Here is a 16,157-nt window from a genome sequence, read left to right as displayed (position 1 = left end):
CTAGAAATTCAACTCGAGCATGTCTAGCTTGCTACAACGAAAAAAGATACTGACCCTAGGAAAACTAAGCGCACTGGCCATATCCATTATCATTTATTTTATAACACGACCATTAGATGGTCATTTAAAAAATATAAATAAAAATGCTTTATTAACAATAAAAACCATAAATATCGCACACTTTACTTAATTACTTTATAAAGTCCACCCAGTCCTTTACGTGAAAGAAATTGGGATGGCTTCGCCTGTTTCACTTCTTTTTGAAAATTAAAGCGTTGAGTAGAGTTCACTAGCACAATTGCTTTTTTTGCTCTAGTAATTCCTACGTAATGTAAATTAAGGCATTGCTCATAGTTTGAAAAAACTTCTTCATAGCAACCTTTTATGACCTCCCTTCGAGGTAAAATCCAATCGTAAAGATCTAAATGAAAGACAATATCGAACTCCAAACCTTTAGCCTTGTGCAAGGTCATTATTTGAAGTTCATCATCGCTGATTGGCAAATAATTATTCAACATCATTCTATTGCCAGTTATTGAACTAATAGCATCAACATGCTGAGCAGAAAGGTCTTCGTCTATAAGCATTTTCAGAGCCTTTCTCAAGGAAGGAATCAACTCTAAATCATCAACAAGTCTAACCTCCTTAATAACACGCCTCATACTTCTGAGGGCGTTAGATTCAATAGATTTATGAGACAGTTCGTCAATAATTGATTGTGCTGTCGCAGATTTATTATATCTAAACTTTAGTAGTGCCTTCAATAAAATAGAAGCAGCTCCCCCAACCTTAGATAATTCATCATCTAAATATGCTCGACATTTTGTTTTAACAAAACTTGAAACTAACGATACAGAAGCATTCGTTGCAAGCAATATAGCAACCTTGCTCTCTTTTTTAACATTATAAAATTTCAGCATGTTAAAAATTTCCGCATCGATCCATGCAGAAATATCTCGCTGTGTACCGTTAACTGTTGTTCGAAAAACACGGATTTCTTCGCAGGGTAACAATTCAGCATTTTCCTTAAGTAATCGTGATGCATAATTTATTATCGAAGGATGTGAACGGTGATTTATAGTGATTTCAAAAGGTTCAAAACCACTATCTTTACTTAGTAGTGCGGTTAGATATCTTGAGCTCTTTCCAGCGTACGAATAGATGGATTGATCGATATCACCTACAGCTACAGATTTTATGCCAATGGTGGACACTAGGATAAAAATGAGATGTTGAATAAAACCCGCATCCTGATATTCATCAATGTATACTGATTTATATTTGGTTGACAGATATCTACGACTAGAAGATGAGATAACAAGCACAAAATATGCAAGTAAGGGAATAAATTCTAATATCAAAAAACCTTTATCATATAGAATCTTTAGCTCAAAAAAGTCGTAAACATCAATTTTAGCGCAAACATCCTCAATATCATTGTAAATTTCTAAACGTTCTTTAGATTCTTGGGGTAAATCTGAAAACTTAATCACCTTCAAATTTTCGGCTCGCCCCCAAACCTGATGAATATATTGAAAAATTATTTCATTCAAATAGAATTTATCTATAGTCCCAAAAAAACTTGATTTAGTAGATGCTACACTTTTAGCGCATCTTCGTTTAAGTTCTTCACTTGCCTTATTAGTATATGAAATAGCAATTACCCCTTGATAATCTTTGCAGGAGCTTAAATCTCTCACTATCTTCTCGACAATCACAGCAGTTTTCCCACTGCCAGGACACGCAGTTAAGACCATGCTTTTAGGATAAGCAATCGCTTCTTTTTGCTCATCAGTAAAGTTTATCTTCATACATCATCCTTAGCTAAAGAAACCGCTGTAAAAAGTGGTTTAATCAATTCACCTGTTGAAATACTTTTTAAATCTTGAGAATACTCCTCTAAAAATGCTCTCATCCTAATTGCTTTTTTACCGCGTAAAAATTGCGCTGCATCGTTTTCAGTTTCAACTCCAGCATAATCTTTTAATTGCTTGCTTAGTTCTTTACTTACATCCCCTTCTAGATCATCATAGGAAATATAAATATTCTTATCTTGAAGTATTTTTCTATACGCATCATGCATCTGATTTCGCATTGCGCGTGTAATTTCTTTATTTTCATTATCTATTAATTTCCTACCAGACAATGCCAATGCCCTGTTTAAACCTGCATACTGCCACTCATTTTTTTTAGGAACCTTAGATACGTCATTATCAGTTCTTGCAACCCACTTAATTTCAAATGCGTCTAAAATTTTCCTGTAAACTTCAAATTGAACACCATCAACAGAAAGCAAACTTATATTGTAATAATCCAAGTCAATATCATTAACCCTCGCCAAGGCTCGATAAAATAACATCTCCGATGGACCTTCAACTAAAAAAACCACCTTAGCAAAGAAAGCTTCTGCTGATAATATACTGATTCTGTACCCCATGTCTGACCATGCTTCGCTTATACAGTTTGAACATCCTTCGCTCGCAGCATAAGATTCGCCATCTGATGAGCATATTTTTATTATTGAATCCGGGGAGTAATTAACTGCAATTTGCGGTGAGTGAGAAGTGACTAAAGACTGACCTGGGAGCTTATTAATGAGATACTCAGAAAGTTTTCTCTGTTGATGAGGATATAAGTGTGATTCAGGCTCTTCTACGCAATAAATAACAACTTCGTTATCAACATCATGTTCTCTTACGCTTTTTGCCTTCCAGAGCGCAAGTAATATTTGATTATTAAAGCCATCACCTCCTAGCATGACCTTTTTCCCGTTTGAGCTTGAACTTAGCTCTAATTTTTCAATAAATTGATCTATTCCTATAGCCCCTGAATCAAGCATTACAGTCATTTTATCGTTGTTATAAGAGAGTTTGCTTAATTCAGTATTTAGTTCATCAGTTGCAGCCGACACATAACTAATTTCTTTTACTTTATCATTTATATTTACCAGTAATTCACCAAGTTCCCTTAAGGTTGCCTCATCTTTCTCGACGTGATCTGTGTCTCTCATTTCCTGTGCGAGTTTGAGCAAATGCCTTTTCTCAGTCGAGATATACTTTGTAAGATCTCTATGTGAATTAACATACCTTAAGTTAAGGTACTTCAAATAAAAACGCCCATTTATCTCATCCATATCAGAAATTTTATGCCCTAAGAATAATTTGTAATCCAATGTGCTCCTTTTTGCCTGATACTTTATATACGTCTGTTCATCATCACTGATGTAACCACCAAGCTTAGATATAACAGCATCTTCCTTTACATCTCTAAAATTTAATATGACCTCAAAATGGTCGGATTGTTCGCCTTTACTATTTATATGAAAATCACTATTTTTAGGCTCTATATCCAAATCAGAAAGACTTTTATCCAATAACATTCTCAATGCATATAAAAGATTCGTTTTGCCAACATCATTACTTCCTATGATAAGCGTCGAACGGCTAAATTTAATAAAACTATCCGAATAGTTTCTAAATCCTTTAATATAAACATTATCAATGTACATTGTTGAACCCCGTAATTATATTGGAATACCACTGAAGCATTTCCTTGCGCTTCTCAAAGTATTGCGCGTGGTTGCAATTTCTACGAATACTATTTTTATCGATATGCCCCAGTTGAGTTTCAATCCATTCGGATTTAAAGCCATTCTCATGCATTAGAGTTGACATCATGTGCCTAAACCCATGCCCGGTAAGCTTACCATCATAACCAACCCGCTTAATGACTTGATTTATACTCGCTTCACTCATAGGTTTATTCGGATCGTTCCGTCCCGGAAAAACATAGCGATAGTTTCCTGTCATGGTCTAGAGTTCACTGAGTAAATCTAACGCTTGAGTCGACAATGGCACAAGATGCGGCCTGCGCATTTTCATCCTTTCAGCAGGAATTTCCCAAATAGCGTTATCCAGATCAAACTCTTACCATAATGCCGCACGTAATTCGATGGTTCTCAAGCCCGTAATCATCAGTAATTTCGTGGCTATCTGGACAAGCTTACTTCCGGTGTAACTTTCTAAGGCGCGCAGAAATTCGGGTATCTCATCAGCTTTTAGGAACGGGAAATGATTGGATTAGTGTACTTCGAGAGCGCTGGAAAGATCTGCCGCAGGATTGTACTCCGCTCTACCCGTTGTAATTGCGTAGCGAAACACTTCGGAGCAAGGCTGACACACTTTCCGCACTTTTTCCAATGCACCACGTTTCTCAATTTTACGCAGTACGTTCAGCAGCTCCAGCGGTTTAATCTCTCCCACAGGCCTTGTTCCAACATAAGGAAAAATGTCGTTCTTAAACGCTTCCATGATGTCTGATGCATATCCTGCCGACCACTTAGCAGATTTAAGTTGATGCCACTCTCTGGCTATCTTTTCGAAGGCGTTCTCTGACTCTGCTTGCAGAGCCAGCTTTTGCTCTTTTCGAACCTCACAAGGGTTCTTTCCTTCTGCCACAAGTTTTAGAGCTTCATCACGACGGGAACGAGCATCGGCAAGGGTGATTGTTGGGTAAACGCCAAGCGAGATCATCTTGGGTTTACCGGCATAGCGATAGCGGAACCGCCAGCTCTTGCTTCCATTAGGTTCTATAAGCAATGACAAGCCTTGCCCATCCCCATGCGTATAGGGTTTATCTTCAGGCTTAGCGCGGCGAATCAGCACATCGTTTAAAGGCATGTGCATAGGGATCCAGACCGAACAGGAACATATACACAATCCTATACACATTTAGTTCCGGATTCTACTGGATGGTTATGGACTAACACGGATTAAAGATGCAGTAAAAACTTTATAAATAAGAGATGTTATGGATGGTTACGGATGTTTGAGGAAGTTGGGGTGGTGCCGATAATAGGAGTCGAACCTACGACCTTCGCATTACGAATGCGCTGCTCTACCAACTGAGCTATATCGGCCCTGAGAGGCCGGTTACGAGTGTAACCACGGGGCAAAAGGTTAGATCTATCCGGGTGATGCGTCAATGCCCTTTTGAATCAAACGGCTATTTTTGCATCACCCGTGATTATTTACGCACGAATCGTATCGTCGCCGAAGCCGATCCACTTGTACGTGGTCAGCGCTTCCAGCCCCATCGGACCGCGCGCGTGCAGTTTCTGCGTGCTGACCGCCACCTCAGCGCCGAGGCCGAACTGGCCGCCGTCGGTGAATCGGGTGGAGGCATTTACATACACCGCAGAGGAATCCACTTCGTTCACGAAGCGATCCGCATTGCGCAGCGTACGCGTCAGGATGGCGTCAGAATGCTGCGTGCCATGCTCACGGATGTGCGCAATGGCGTCGTCAAGATCGCTCACGATTTTCACGTTCAGATCCAGTGACAGGAACTCGTCGTCGTACTGCTCCGCGTTGACGGGAACGACGTTAGCCGGGCCATCCTGCAGCAGCGCGAGCGCACTGGCGTCAGCATGCAGCGTCACGCCGCTCTCTGCCATCTGTTTGCTCAGAGCTGGCAGGAAGGTATTTGCAATGTCCTGATGCACCAGCAGCGTTTCCACGGTGTTACAGGTGCTAGGACGCTGGGTCTTCGCGTTCACGATAATCTTCAGCGCAGGAGCTATCTCAGCGCTGTCGTCTACCACGATATGACACACGCCAATACCGCCGGTGATAACCGGAATCGTCGACTGCTCGCGGCACAGCTTATGCAGGCCCGCGCCGCCGCGTGGGATCAGCATGTCGATGTATTTGTCCATGCGCAGCATTTCGTTGACCAGCGCGCGGTCCGGGCTCTCAATTGCCTGCACGGCACCCGCCGGTAAGCCACACTCTTCCAGCGCCTGCTGAATGACTTTCACCGTCGAGGCGTTGGTGCGCCAGGTCTCTTTCCCACCGCGCAGAATCGCGGCGTTACCGGTTTTCAGGCAAAGGGAGGCGACATCCACCGTCACGTTTGGACGGGCTTCATAAATAACGCCGATAACGCCGAGCGGCACGCGACGGCGCTCCAGGCGTAAACCGCTGTCCAGCAGCCCACCGTCAATCACCTGCCCTACCGGGTCGGCCAGATTGCAGACCTGACGAACATCGTCGGCGATGCCTTTCAGGCGAGCCGGGGTCAACGCCAGACGGTCGAGCATCGCTTCGCTCAGACCGTTGCGGCGCGCTTCCAGTAAATCCTGCTCGTTGGCGAGCAAAATTTCCTGGGACTGAGATTCCAGATAATCAGCGATTTTTTCCAGCACGCGGTTTTTCTCGCGGCTGGAAAGGAGCGCCAGTTTATAAGAGGCGGCCTTCGCGGCGGCGCCCATTTGTTCCAGCATGTTCTGGCTCCTTAACGAATAATCATGTCATCGCGATGCACGGCAACCGGGCCATATTCATAGCCCAGAATGGCGTCGATCTGCTGCGAATGGTGACCCGCGATGCGGCGCAGGGCATCGCTGTTATAGCGGCTTACGCCGTGGGCGATGTCGCGGCCTTCGAGGTTACGGATACGGATCACTTCACCACGGGAGAAGTTGCCTGTCACGCTTTTAATTCCTTTAGGAAGTAATGAACTTCCTCGTTCCAGAATCGCGGCAGTCGCCCCTTCATCGACGACGAGTTCGCCCGCAGGCGGCGCGCCAAATATCCAGCGCTTACGGTTTTCCAGCGGAGATTCCTGAGCGTGGAAGCGGGTGCCAACGGAGATGCCTTCCATCACGTCGCCAATCACGCCAGGGCGGCTGCCCGCCGCAATGATGGTGTCGATGCCGGCGCGGCACGCCACGTCGGCGGCCTGCAGCTTGGTCCCCATACCGCCCGTTCCGAGGCCGGACACGCTGTCACCGGCGATGGCGCGCAGCGCATCGTCGATACCATGAACGTCGGTAATCAGCTCAGCTTCCGGGTTGGAGCGCGGATCGGCGGTGAACAACCCCTGCTGATCGGTCAGAAGCAGTAATTTATCGGCGCCAGCCAGAATGGCGGCCAGCGCAGAGAGGTTATCGTTATCACCCACTTTGATTTCAGCGGTAGCAACGGCATCGTTCTCGTTGATGACCGGAACGATATTGTTGTCCAGCAGCGCGCGCAGGGTATCGCGGGCGTTCAGGAAGCGCTCTCTGTCTTCCATATCCGCACGCGTCAGCAGCATCTGCCCGACGTGGATGCCATAGATAGAGAACAGCTGTTCCCAGAGTTGAATGAGTCGGCTTTGTCCCACGGCGGCCAGCAGCTGTTTGGAGGCGATCGTCGCGGGGAGTTCGGGGTAACCCAGGTGTTCACGCCCGGCGGCAATCGCCCCGGAGGTCACAATCACAATACGATGCCCTGCGGCATGTAACTGAGCGCACTGACGTACAAGCTCAACAATGTGGGCGCGATTTAGGCGGCGCGATCCGCCTGTTAAAACACTGGTACCGAGTTTTACCACCAGCGTCTGGCTGTCACTCATGATTCTCTGCCGTTCAACGATAAGGGAAAGTAATGTCGAACGAACGTTTTAGCAGGAGTCAGCCCCGTTGCCAACTGCCTTAGCACATCGCGAAACACTTTGTTGCGCGGGATCAGGAAGCGTAGCGGGAGAATTTGACACTTTTATTACCGAAATAATAAATCACAGTTTTTTAAAATTATTCTTAGTTTGTCATAAAAGTTTCATTCCAGAACGATAAAACCCTTCCTGTTTTTTCACGGGACTTAAGCATGAGCTTATCGTCCAGCGAATTTTTTAGCGCGTTTATAAGACAGGATCGAAAATGAAAAAGAGCACTCTGGCATTAATGGTTATGGGCGTAGTGGCTTCTGCATCCGTTCACGCAGCTGAAGTTTATAATAAAGATGGTAATAAGCTGGACGTGTACGGCAAAGTGAAAGCCATGCACTACATCAGCGATGATGCCACCAAAGACGGCGATCAGACTTACGTTCGTTTCGGTTTTAAAGGCGAAACCCAGATTAACGATCAGCTGACGGGCTATGGTCGTTGGGAATCTGAATTTGCGGGTAACAAAGCCGAGAGCGACTCCTCTCAGAAAACCCGTCTGGCGTTCGCGGGCCTGAAGCTGAAAAACTTTGGTTCTCTGGATTACGGTCGTAACCTGGGTGCCCTGTATGACGTTGAAGCATGGACCGACATGTTCCCTGAGTTCGGCGGCGACTCTTCCGCGCAGACCGATAACTTCATGACCAAGCGTGCGACCGGTCTTGCTACCTACCGTAACACCGACTTCTTCGGCGCGGTTGACGGCCTGGACATGACCCTGCAGTACCAGGGCAAAAACGAAAACCGTGACGCCAAGAAACAGAACGGTGACGGTTTTGGTACCTCTCTGAGCTATGACTTTGGCGGCAGCGATTTCGCCGTCAGCGGTGCTTACACTAACTCTGACCGCACCAATGCGCAGAACCTGCTGGCGCGTGGCCAGGGCCAGAAAGCCGAAGCCTGGGCTACCGGTCTGAAATATGACGCGAACGATATTTATCTGGCAGCGATGTATTCAGAAACCCGCAATATGACGCCAATTTCTGGCGGATTTGCTAATAAAGCACAGAACTTTGAAGTCGTCGCACAATATCAGTTCGATTTCGGTCTGCGTCCTTCCCTGGGTTATGTCCAGTCTAAAGGCAAAGATATCGAAGGTATTGGTGACGAAGATCTGGTGAAATATATTGACGTTGGCGCGACCTATTACTTCAACAAAAATATGTCCGCGTTTGTTGATTATAAAATCAACCAGATTGACGACGATAATAAACTGGGCGTGAGCAGCGATGACATTGTTGCTCTGGGTATGACCTACCAGTTCTAAGATTATCCGAATAAGAAAATCCCGGCAGATAAGCCGGGATTTTTTTTGGCCGGTGGCGCTGCGCTTACCGGGCCTACGGGATAGTGCATTTTGTAGGCCGGGTAAGGCGAAGCCGCCACCCGACGCTGTGACGCTATCAGGCAGTCAGCTTCACCGCTTCGCTGGAAAAATCATCCGCTGGCTCGAACTTAAGGTCCAGGGTGGCCAGCAGTGCGCTCGCTTTGTCGTGAAACTCTTTCAGGGTATATTCCAGGCGATCGATCACTTCCTGATCTTTAATGGTGGTGGCCTCCCAGTTACCGTCTTTATTAAACAGGCCAAACTGGTAGCTATACGTAAAGCGTTTTTCCTCTGCTTCCATTTCCATCCACCAGCCCCAGAATTCACGTTTTTCGGGTGCAGGCTTCACGTTGACGCATACAGCCAGGCAGTCGAAAAAAAAGCGATTCTCTTCACACTGCTCTTCTCGAATATACGGGCCAAGAGCCATGAACTTCTTAATCAATCTACTTTTCGGGTGTCCACTCGGTAACGTCATTGCGATCTCCTTTTGTGAAGCCACTGTTTTACCAAACCAGCGAAATTTAGCAATCTATTAACACAATCTCTGAGCGATCCAGCGCGTAATCTCTTTCAGAGCTTTATCGAAATTCTGATAGACCGGGCTGAACGGCACCTCAAGTAATTTGCCATCCGCAGATGACGACGTGATTAAGCGCGACTCTTCTTCCGGACTGAACGGATCGTTTTTCCAGAAACCCGACAGCATCGGCGTTGGGCAGCGACGTCCCAGTAACCCTTGCGTTTTTAACGAGTAGCGATTGAGCTCCACGCGCAGCGCTTCGTCTGATGCATCATGCATGCCAAGACGGCTGGCCAGCACATCAAGGTACATTTCAGGCACGCTCCCCTGGCGGGCGGGATCGCTGAGCAGGGCGTGAACGACCGGACCAAGACAAGCGACGGCTTTCAGGCGGGAGGATTCAAGGTAAGCCAGACGCACCGCGACGTTTGCACCAAAGCGGAAGCCAAATGCCGCCACGCGGGTGTGGTCAACCCATGGAATGTTTTCCAGCGCTTTTAGCGCATGCTGGTGCAGCAGGCTGGAATCCTGAGTCAGTTTCCATTTGGAGGAGAAGCCGATTGAGGGCATATCCAGCGTCAGCATCGCGATCCCTTTTGGTGCGAAGTAACGCTCATAGAGGCTGTAATAATCGATCTGCAACGAATCCAGCCCCCCGCACATGAGGACGGTCGGGAACGGACCTTCACCTTCAGGCATATGCAGGAACCCGGTGATGGATGACCCACCCGGAATGGTAAACTCGAGTTCGCGCATCTGGCCCGGCAGGCGTTGAGCCGCCTCTTCGTAAGCGCGATTCGCCAGCGCCTGTGCCTGCTCAGCCAGCTCATCACCTTTCAGATGTGGATACGCGGCAATGGCGTAGAGATTGGCCGCATGCAGCCAGTGCTTGCCGCTGCGCGTGGCATCCTCTTCTTGGGTGGCTTTTTGCTGCCAGAGCATCGCCTGTTTAGACCACTCGTAGATCCAGTTTCCCCCCCGATAACCCACCACCGTATCATAGAGTTCGCTGTCGGTGCGCTCGGCTTCACTCATCACGATACGCGCCTGCACATCAAGGATTTCACGAGGATCGATACCGCGCCAGACCCACATCAGGCGGTTAATCATACGATACCAGTGGGGAACGTTTTTACCGTCTAACGCGGACTGCACGGCAGGCTGGGTCCCCGGATTAAAGCGACGCACCAGCGTCGACGTTTCAGGGTGTTTGAAACGGGGTTTGAAAAGTGTCTCGGTGAGATTCGCCTGCGTCATTGCGTTGCCTCCATGAATACGTCATATGAAGACTATTGTAACGCGTGGCAGGCCAAAAAGAACAACGCCCGGCATAGCCGGGCGTGTAAAGTTACGTACTGGTATTAACGGCCTGAAATCGGCGGTACGAAGACCACGCCCATATCCCATGGCTGTTCAATCCAGGTATCCTGCGGGATATCAATCACGTAATCGTCAACCAGTGGGCGACCAGCAGGTTTCGCGAAGATAGTGACGAAATGGGCTTTCGGATACATTTCACGGATAGCCACCGCAGTACCACCGGTATCCACCAGGTCATCAATAACGATGAAACCTTCACCGTCGCCTTCCGCGCGTTTCAGCACTTTCAGCTCACGCTGGTTATCATGGTCATAGCTGGAGATGCAGACGGTATCGACATGACGAATACCCAGCTCACGTGCCAGCAGCGCCCCCGGTACCAGACCGCCACGGCTGACGGCAATAATGCCTTTCCACTGTTCGGAAGGCATCAGACGCGCAGCCAGTTTGCGTGCGTGAATCTGCAACATGTCCCAGGTGACGACGTATTTTTCGCTCATGTGAAGTGTCCCAGCCTGTTTTTATACGGCTTAAAAAGTGTTCGAGGGGGAAATAGGTTGCGCGAGATTATAGAGATCTGACGCACTAAAAACCAGTGTTTAGCGCCCTCAGCCTGAGTTTTTACATGCTTTATGCTACCAGCCAGCAGAGAAAGTGGTATTCTCAGATTCATCTCGCAAGCCTGACTTGTGGTAACTATTAACCTGCTAACCCTGTGACCTGCAACCCTGTTTGCAGCGCCTCGACAAGGAGACTTATCGTGTCTGAACTGTCTCAACTATCTCCGCAGCCGCTGTGGGATATTTTTGCCAAAATCTGCTCCATTCCACACCCTTCCTACCATGAAGAACAGCTTGCCGAACATATTATGGGCTGGGCGAAGGAAAAAGGTCTGCATGCGGAACGTGACCAGGTTGGCAACATTCTGATCCGCAAACCCGCCACCGCAGGCATGGAAAACCGTAAACCGGTTGTGCTGCAGGCGCACCTGGACATGGTGCCACAGAAGAACAACGACACCGTTCACGACTTCACCAAAGACCCGATTCAGCCGTACATCGACGGCGACTGGGTGAAAGCGCGCGGCACCACCCTGGGCGCGGATAACGGCATCGGTATGGCCTCTGCGCTGGCCGTGCTGGCTGACGACAGCGTTGAGCACGGTCCACTGGAAGTGCTGCTGACCATGACCGAAGAAGCGGGCATGGACGGGGCGTTCGGTCTGCAGGCGAACTGGCTGCAGGCGGATATCCTGATCAACACCGACTCCGAAGAAGAAGGCGAGATCTACATGGGCTGCGCGGGCGGGATTGATTTCATCTCTACCCTGCCGCTGTCACGCGAAGCGATTCCTGCCGGTTTCCAGACCTTCAAGCTGACGCTGAAAGGACTGAAAGGCGGCCACTCCGGCGGTGATATTCATCTGGGTCTGGGCAACGCCAACAAGCTGCTGGCCCGCTTCCTGGCAGGCCATGCGGCTGAGCTGGATCTGCGTCTGGTAGACTTCAACGGCGGTACCCTGCGCAACGCGATCCCACGCGAAGCCTTCGCCACCGTAGCGGTTCCAGCATCAAAAGCCGACGAGCTGAAAAAACTCTCCACCGTATACCTGGATATCCTGAAAAACGAACTGTCGGCGAAAGAGAAGAACCTGACCGTGGTGCTGGAATCCGTCTCCACGGATAAAGCCGCGCTGACCGTGCAGTCTCGTGACACCTTCGTTCAACTGCTGAACGCGACGCCAAACGGTGTGATCCGCAACTCTGACGTGGCGAAAGGCGTGGTGGAAACCTCACTGAACGTGGGCGTGGTGACCATGAGCGACGACAGCGCGGAGATCATCTGCCTGATCCGTTCCCTAATCGACAGCGGTAAAGAGTATGTGGTGAGCATGCTGGAATCTCTGGGCACGCTGGCGGGAGCAAAAACCTCAGCCAAAGGCAGCTACCCGGGCTGGCAGCCGGATGCAAGCTCTCCGGTGATGGCGCTGGTGCGTGAAACCTATCAGCGTCTGTTCAACAGCACGCCGAACATTCAGGTGATCCACGCAGGTCTGGAATGCGGTCTGTTCAAGAAACCGTACCCGGACATGGACATGGTATCTATCGGGCCAACCATTACCGGTCCGCACTCGCCGGATGAGCAGGTTCATATCGAAAGCGTCGGTCACTACTGGACGCTGCTGACTGAACTGCTGAAAGCGATCCCTGCGAAGTAACATCTTCATCCCAACCCTCTTCCTGTGGAAGAGGGTGAAAAACCCAGGCCCGGTAAGCGTAGCGCACCGGGCTTTTTTACAATCCCAATACCAGTTGTCGCTCTAACTGCGGATCCAGCAGCGTGACGTGCAATCCCACCAGCCTCACCCCTCGCCCACCTCGTCGCTCTTCCCATGCCTTTTTTGCCGTCGCGATAAGATCGTCTTTATTCAAACGCGGCCAGACATGTTCCTGCGTGGTCTGCTGGAAATCGTTGAATTTGAGCTTGATGCCCTGACGGGCGATGAGCAGGTCCGGTTTTACCTTGCTTAAGCGTCGCTCCAGCTCCGGGTAGAGTTGTTCCGTGATAATAGATTCGCACTCGGACCAGTCATGAATATCTTCAATGAGGGTACGCTCAACGCCGACGGATTTCCGCAGCCGTTCGCTGTTCACATCGCGATCGTCAATCCCCTGGCTGCGCTCCCACAGCACGCGGCCAAACTTCCCGAAGCGCTTAAGCAGCATCGCGAGATCGCTTCGCTGTACGTCTTCGCAGGTGCGTAACCCCATGCTTTCCAGCTTTGCGGCGGAGACTTTTCCTACCCCGGGGATTTTGCCGAGCGGCAGCGTTTTTAAAAATGCGGGCACCTCTTCCGGGGTAATGACGTACTGGCCGTTGGGCTTATTTAAATCAGAGGCAATTTTGGCAAGGAATTTAACGGGCGCCACACCCGCCGATGCCGTCAGATTCAGCTCGTTGAAAATCGTCTGGCGAATCTCCTGCGCCATCAGGGTGGCGGAGCCGTGGCAGTGCACGCTGTCGGTCACATCCAGATAGGCTTCGTCCAGCGACAGCGGCTCTATCAGAGAGGTATAGCGGGAGAAAATTTCCCGAATATGAAGGGAAGCCTCTTTATAGGCGTCGAACCGCCCGGGAAGAAGCGTGAGATGAGGGCAAAGCTTTAAGGCCATCGCCGTCGGCATGGCGCTTCGCACGCCAAATTTGCGCGCAGGATAGTTGGCGGTGCTGATGACACCACGCTGAACGCGGCTGCCGCCAATGGCGATGGGAATATCCCGCAGCGCCGGGTTGTCTCGCATCTCCACTGCGGCAAAAAAGCAGTCCATATCAACATGGATTATTTTGCGCATAGTAAGCCCTCACTCATCACTGGATAAGTATACAGTAAATAAATGAGGGTTGAGAAGCAGATGTAAGAATGCCGGGTGGCGGCGTTGCCTTACCCGGCCTACAAAAACTTAAATAATGCGCTGCTGCTCGCGCGCCATGCGTTTTTTGCGGGCGTCGCACGGTTCCGGGCAGTCGCAGACCTTCTCCATACCAATGGAGGAAATACCGCCGCAGCTGCCCTGAATGCTTTTCCGCTTAACGATCCAGCCTAACGACATGCCGAAGATGACAAGCACAAAAACCACAAAGGTTGCCAGAAACGTCAGCATCATCAGCCTCCAAAGTCATCAAGCATGATGTTCTCATCTTCGACGCCGAGATCTTTCAGCATCTTAATCACGGCGGCGTTCATCATCGGCGGACCACACATATAGAACTCGCAGTCCTCGGGCGCCGGGTGCTGTTTGAGGTAGTTTTCATATAGCACGTTGTGGATGAACCCCGTATAGCCCGTCCAGTTATCTTCCGGCTGCGGATCGGAGAGCGCCACGTGGAAGGTAAAGTTCGGGTTTTCACGTGCCAGCTGTTCAAACTCGTCGTCGTAAAACATTTCGCGCAGCGAGCGCGCCCCGTACCAGAAGCTGATTTTACGCTTGCTGCCGAGCCGCTTGAGCTGGTCAAAAATGTGCGAGCGCATCGGGGCCATACCGGCACCGCCGCCGATAAAGACCATTTCCGCGTCGGTATCTTTCGCGAAGAACTCCCCGAACGGACCGGAGATAGTTACCCTATCTCCCGGCTTCAGAGACCAGATGTATGACGACATCACGCCCGGCGGCGCATCCGGCACATTCGGTGGCGGCGTGGCGATACGCACGTTGAGCATGATAATACCCTTCTCCTCCGGGTAGTTGGCCATCGAGTAGGCGCGCAGCGTCGGCTCTTTTACCTCTGATACAAAGCGGAAGAGATTGAATTTGTCCCAGTCGGCGCGGTACGCCTGCGGAACGTCGAAGTCCGCATATGCTACGGTATGCTCAGGACACTCAATCTGAATGTATCCGCCGGCGCGGAACGGGACATCTTCCCCTTCCGGTACGCGCAGCTTCAGCTCTTTGATAAAGGTGGCTTTGTTATCATTAGAGATAACCTCGCACTCCCATTTTTTGACGCCAAAAATCTCTTCCGGCAGTTCAATCTTCATGTTCTGACGCACTGCGACCTGACAGGCCAGACGGCAGCCCTCTTTTGCCTCACGCTTAGTGATATGCGCCAGCTCGGTGGGCAGAATATCGCCACCGCCCTCTTTTACCGTCACGCGGCACTGCCCGCAGGAGCCGCCGCCGCCGCAGGCTGAGGAGACAAAAATACCATTACCGGAGAGCGTGTTGAGCAGTTTATCTCCCGCAGGCGTGCGGATCTGATTCTGCGGATCGTCATTAATATCAATCACCACGTCGCCGGAATTCACCAGCTTCGCCCGCGCTGCCAGAATGAGTCCTGACAGCACCAGTACGATCAGCGTGAACATCACCACGCCAAGAATAATTTCCATCTGTTAGCCCTTATAGCTGCACACCGGAGAAGGACATAAAGCCCAGCGCCATCAGACCGGTGGTGATAAAGGTGATCCCTAAGCCACGCAGACCCGCAGGCACGTTGGCATATTTCATTTTCTCGCGGATCCCCGCCATGGTGACAATCGCCAACATCCAGCCGATACCGGAGCCGAAACCGTACACCACGGATTCACTGAAGTTGTAATCACGCTGAACCATAAACGAGACGCCGCCGAAGATGGCACAGTTCACCGCGATCAGCGGGAGGAAGATCCCCAGCGCGTTGTAGAGCGACGGGAAATACTTATCGAGGATCATCTCCAGGATTTGCACCAGCGCCGCGATCACCCCGATAAAGGTAATGAAGTTCAGGAAGCTGAGATCAACCCCTTCCACCAGCGCGCCATCCCGCAGCACGAAGTTGTACACCAGATTGTTAATCGGAACCGAAAGCCCCAACACAACGGTGACCGCCACGCCCAGGCCAAATGCCGTGGAGACCTTTTTAGACACAGCAAGGAACGTACACATGCCGAGGAAAAACGCGAGCGCCATGTTTTCAACAAACACCGCGCGCACAAACAAACTCAGGTAATGAGCCATCGTC

At 49.7% G+C, this 16,157-nt stretch carries 13 protein-coding genes, 1 tRNA gene and 1 pseudogene; 2 read left to right on the top strand and 13 right to left on the bottom strand.

Going from position 1 to position 16,157, the window contains the following annotated elements:
• Positions 1-182: 182 nt before the first annotated feature.
• The 6 genes and pseudogenes from KGP25_RS04895 to proB form a co-directional block, all read right to left on the bottom strand.
• Positions 183-1,811, bottom strand: a complete 1,629-nt coding sequence (locus KGP25_RS04895; RefSeq protein WP_048225792.1) for an ATP-dependent helicase — start codon at positions 1,809-1,811, stop codon at positions 183-185.
• Positions 1,808-3,508, bottom strand: a complete 1,701-nt coding sequence (locus KGP25_RS04890) for an AAA family ATPase (protein WP_223540048.1) — start codon at positions 3,506-3,508, stop codon at positions 1,808-1,810. The genes KGP25_RS04895 and KGP25_RS04890 overlap by 4 nt, the downstream gene beginning before the upstream one ends.
• A pseudogene (locus tag KGP25_RS04885) lies at positions 3,498-4,679 on the bottom strand (integrase arm-type DNA-binding domain-containing protein). Before KGP25_RS04885 ends, KGP25_RS04890 begins: the two are co-directional and overlap by 11 nt.
• A 163-nt stretch (positions 4,680-4,842) precedes the next feature.
• Positions 4,843-4,918 (bottom strand) — tRNA-Thr (locus KGP25_RS04880).
• Between the two features lie 111 nt (positions 4,919-5,029).
• On the bottom strand, positions 5,030-6,283 hold the full coding sequence (gene proA, locus KGP25_RS04875) for a glutamate-5-semialdehyde dehydrogenase (RefSeq protein ID WP_223540047.1): 1,254 nt from the start codon (positions 6,281-6,283) through the stop codon (positions 5,030-5,032).
• A gap of 11 nt (positions 6,284-6,294) precedes the next feature.
• Positions 6,295-7,398: a glutamate 5-kinase gene (gene proB, locus KGP25_RS04870; RefSeq protein ID WP_008501877.1), complete on the bottom strand. Its 1,104-nt coding sequence runs from the start codon at positions 7,396-7,398 to the stop codon at positions 6,295-6,297.
• 304 nt (positions 7,399-7,702) lie between these two features.
• Here proB and phoE point away from each other — a divergent pair, with 304 nt between their 5' ends.
• Positions 7,703-8,755: a phosphoporin PhoE gene (gene phoE / locus KGP25_RS04865; RefSeq protein ID WP_008501878.1), complete on the top strand. Its 1,053-nt coding sequence runs from the start codon at positions 7,703-7,705 to the stop codon at positions 8,753-8,755.
• 136 nt (positions 8,756-8,891) lie between these two features.
• Here the strand turns inward: phoE and crl are convergent, their stop codons facing one another.
• The 3 genes from crl to gpt all read right to left on the bottom strand — a co-directional run bounded on the left by crl (position 8,892) and on the right by gpt (position 11,158).
• Positions 8,892-9,293 (bottom strand): sigma factor-binding protein Crl, encoded by a 402-nt coding sequence (gene crl / locus KGP25_RS04860; RefSeq protein WP_223540046.1) that lies wholly within the window; start codon positions 9,291-9,293, stop codon positions 8,892-8,894.
• A gap of 57 nt (positions 9,294-9,350) precedes the next feature.
• Entirely contained in the window at positions 9,351-10,595 is a 1,245-nt protein-coding gene (frsA, locus tag KGP25_RS04855) for an esterase FrsA (protein ID WP_045909843.1), read from the bottom strand.
• Between the two features lie 104 nt (positions 10,596-10,699).
• Positions 10,700-11,158 carry a xanthine phosphoribosyltransferase gene (gpt, locus tag KGP25_RS04850; protein WP_003863205.1) on the bottom strand — a complete coding sequence of 153 codons (459 nt, stop codon included), beginning with the start codon at positions 11,156-11,158 and terminating at the stop codon, positions 10,700-10,702.
• Positions 11,159-11,418: 260 nt separating this feature from the next.
• Here gpt and pepD point away from each other — a divergent pair, with 260 nt between their 5' ends.
• Positions 11,419-12,876 (top strand): cytosol nonspecific dipeptidase, encoded by a 1,458-nt coding sequence (pepD, locus tag KGP25_RS04845; protein ID WP_045909844.1) that lies wholly within the window; start codon positions 11,419-11,421, stop codon positions 12,874-12,876.
• Between the two features lie 76 nt (positions 12,877-12,952).
• Here pepD and dinB read toward each other — a convergent pair whose 3' ends face one another.
• The 4 genes from dinB to nqrE form a co-directional block, all read right to left on the bottom strand.
• On the bottom strand, positions 12,953-14,011 hold the full coding sequence (dinB, locus tag KGP25_RS04840) for a DNA polymerase IV (protein ID WP_048029970.1): 1,059 nt from the start codon (positions 14,009-14,011) through the stop codon (positions 12,953-12,955).
• 108 nt (positions 14,012-14,119) lie between these two features.
• Entirely contained in the window at positions 14,120-14,323 is a 204-nt protein-coding gene (nqrM, locus tag KGP25_RS04835) for a (Na+)-NQR maturation NqrM (RefSeq protein ID WP_023615899.1), read from the bottom strand.
• The gene (gene nqrF / locus KGP25_RS04830; protein WP_196364969.1) at positions 14,323-15,546 is read right to left on the bottom strand and encodes an NADH:ubiquinone reductase (Na(+)-transporting) subunit F; all 1,224 of its coding nucleotides are present in this window, start codon (positions 15,544-15,546) and stop codon (positions 14,323-14,325) included. The genes nqrM and nqrF overlap by 1 nt, the downstream gene beginning before the upstream one ends.
• Before the next feature lie 10 nt (positions 15,547-15,556).
• Positions 15,557-16,153 (bottom strand): NADH:ubiquinone reductase (Na(+)-transporting) subunit E, encoded by a 597-nt coding sequence (gene nqrE / locus KGP25_RS04825; protein WP_023334613.1) that lies wholly within the window; start codon positions 16,151-16,153, stop codon positions 15,557-15,559.
• Between the last annotated feature and the right edge of the window lie 4 nt (positions 16,154-16,157).

The sequence above is a fragment of the Enterobacter sp. JBIWA003 genome (assembly GCF_019968825.1).
Taxonomy (GTDB): Bacteria; Pseudomonadota; Gammaproteobacteria; order Enterobacterales; family Enterobacteriaceae; genus Enterobacter; species Enterobacter quasiroggenkampii.
This window is presented reverse-complemented; position numbering and strand designations above follow the sequence as displayed.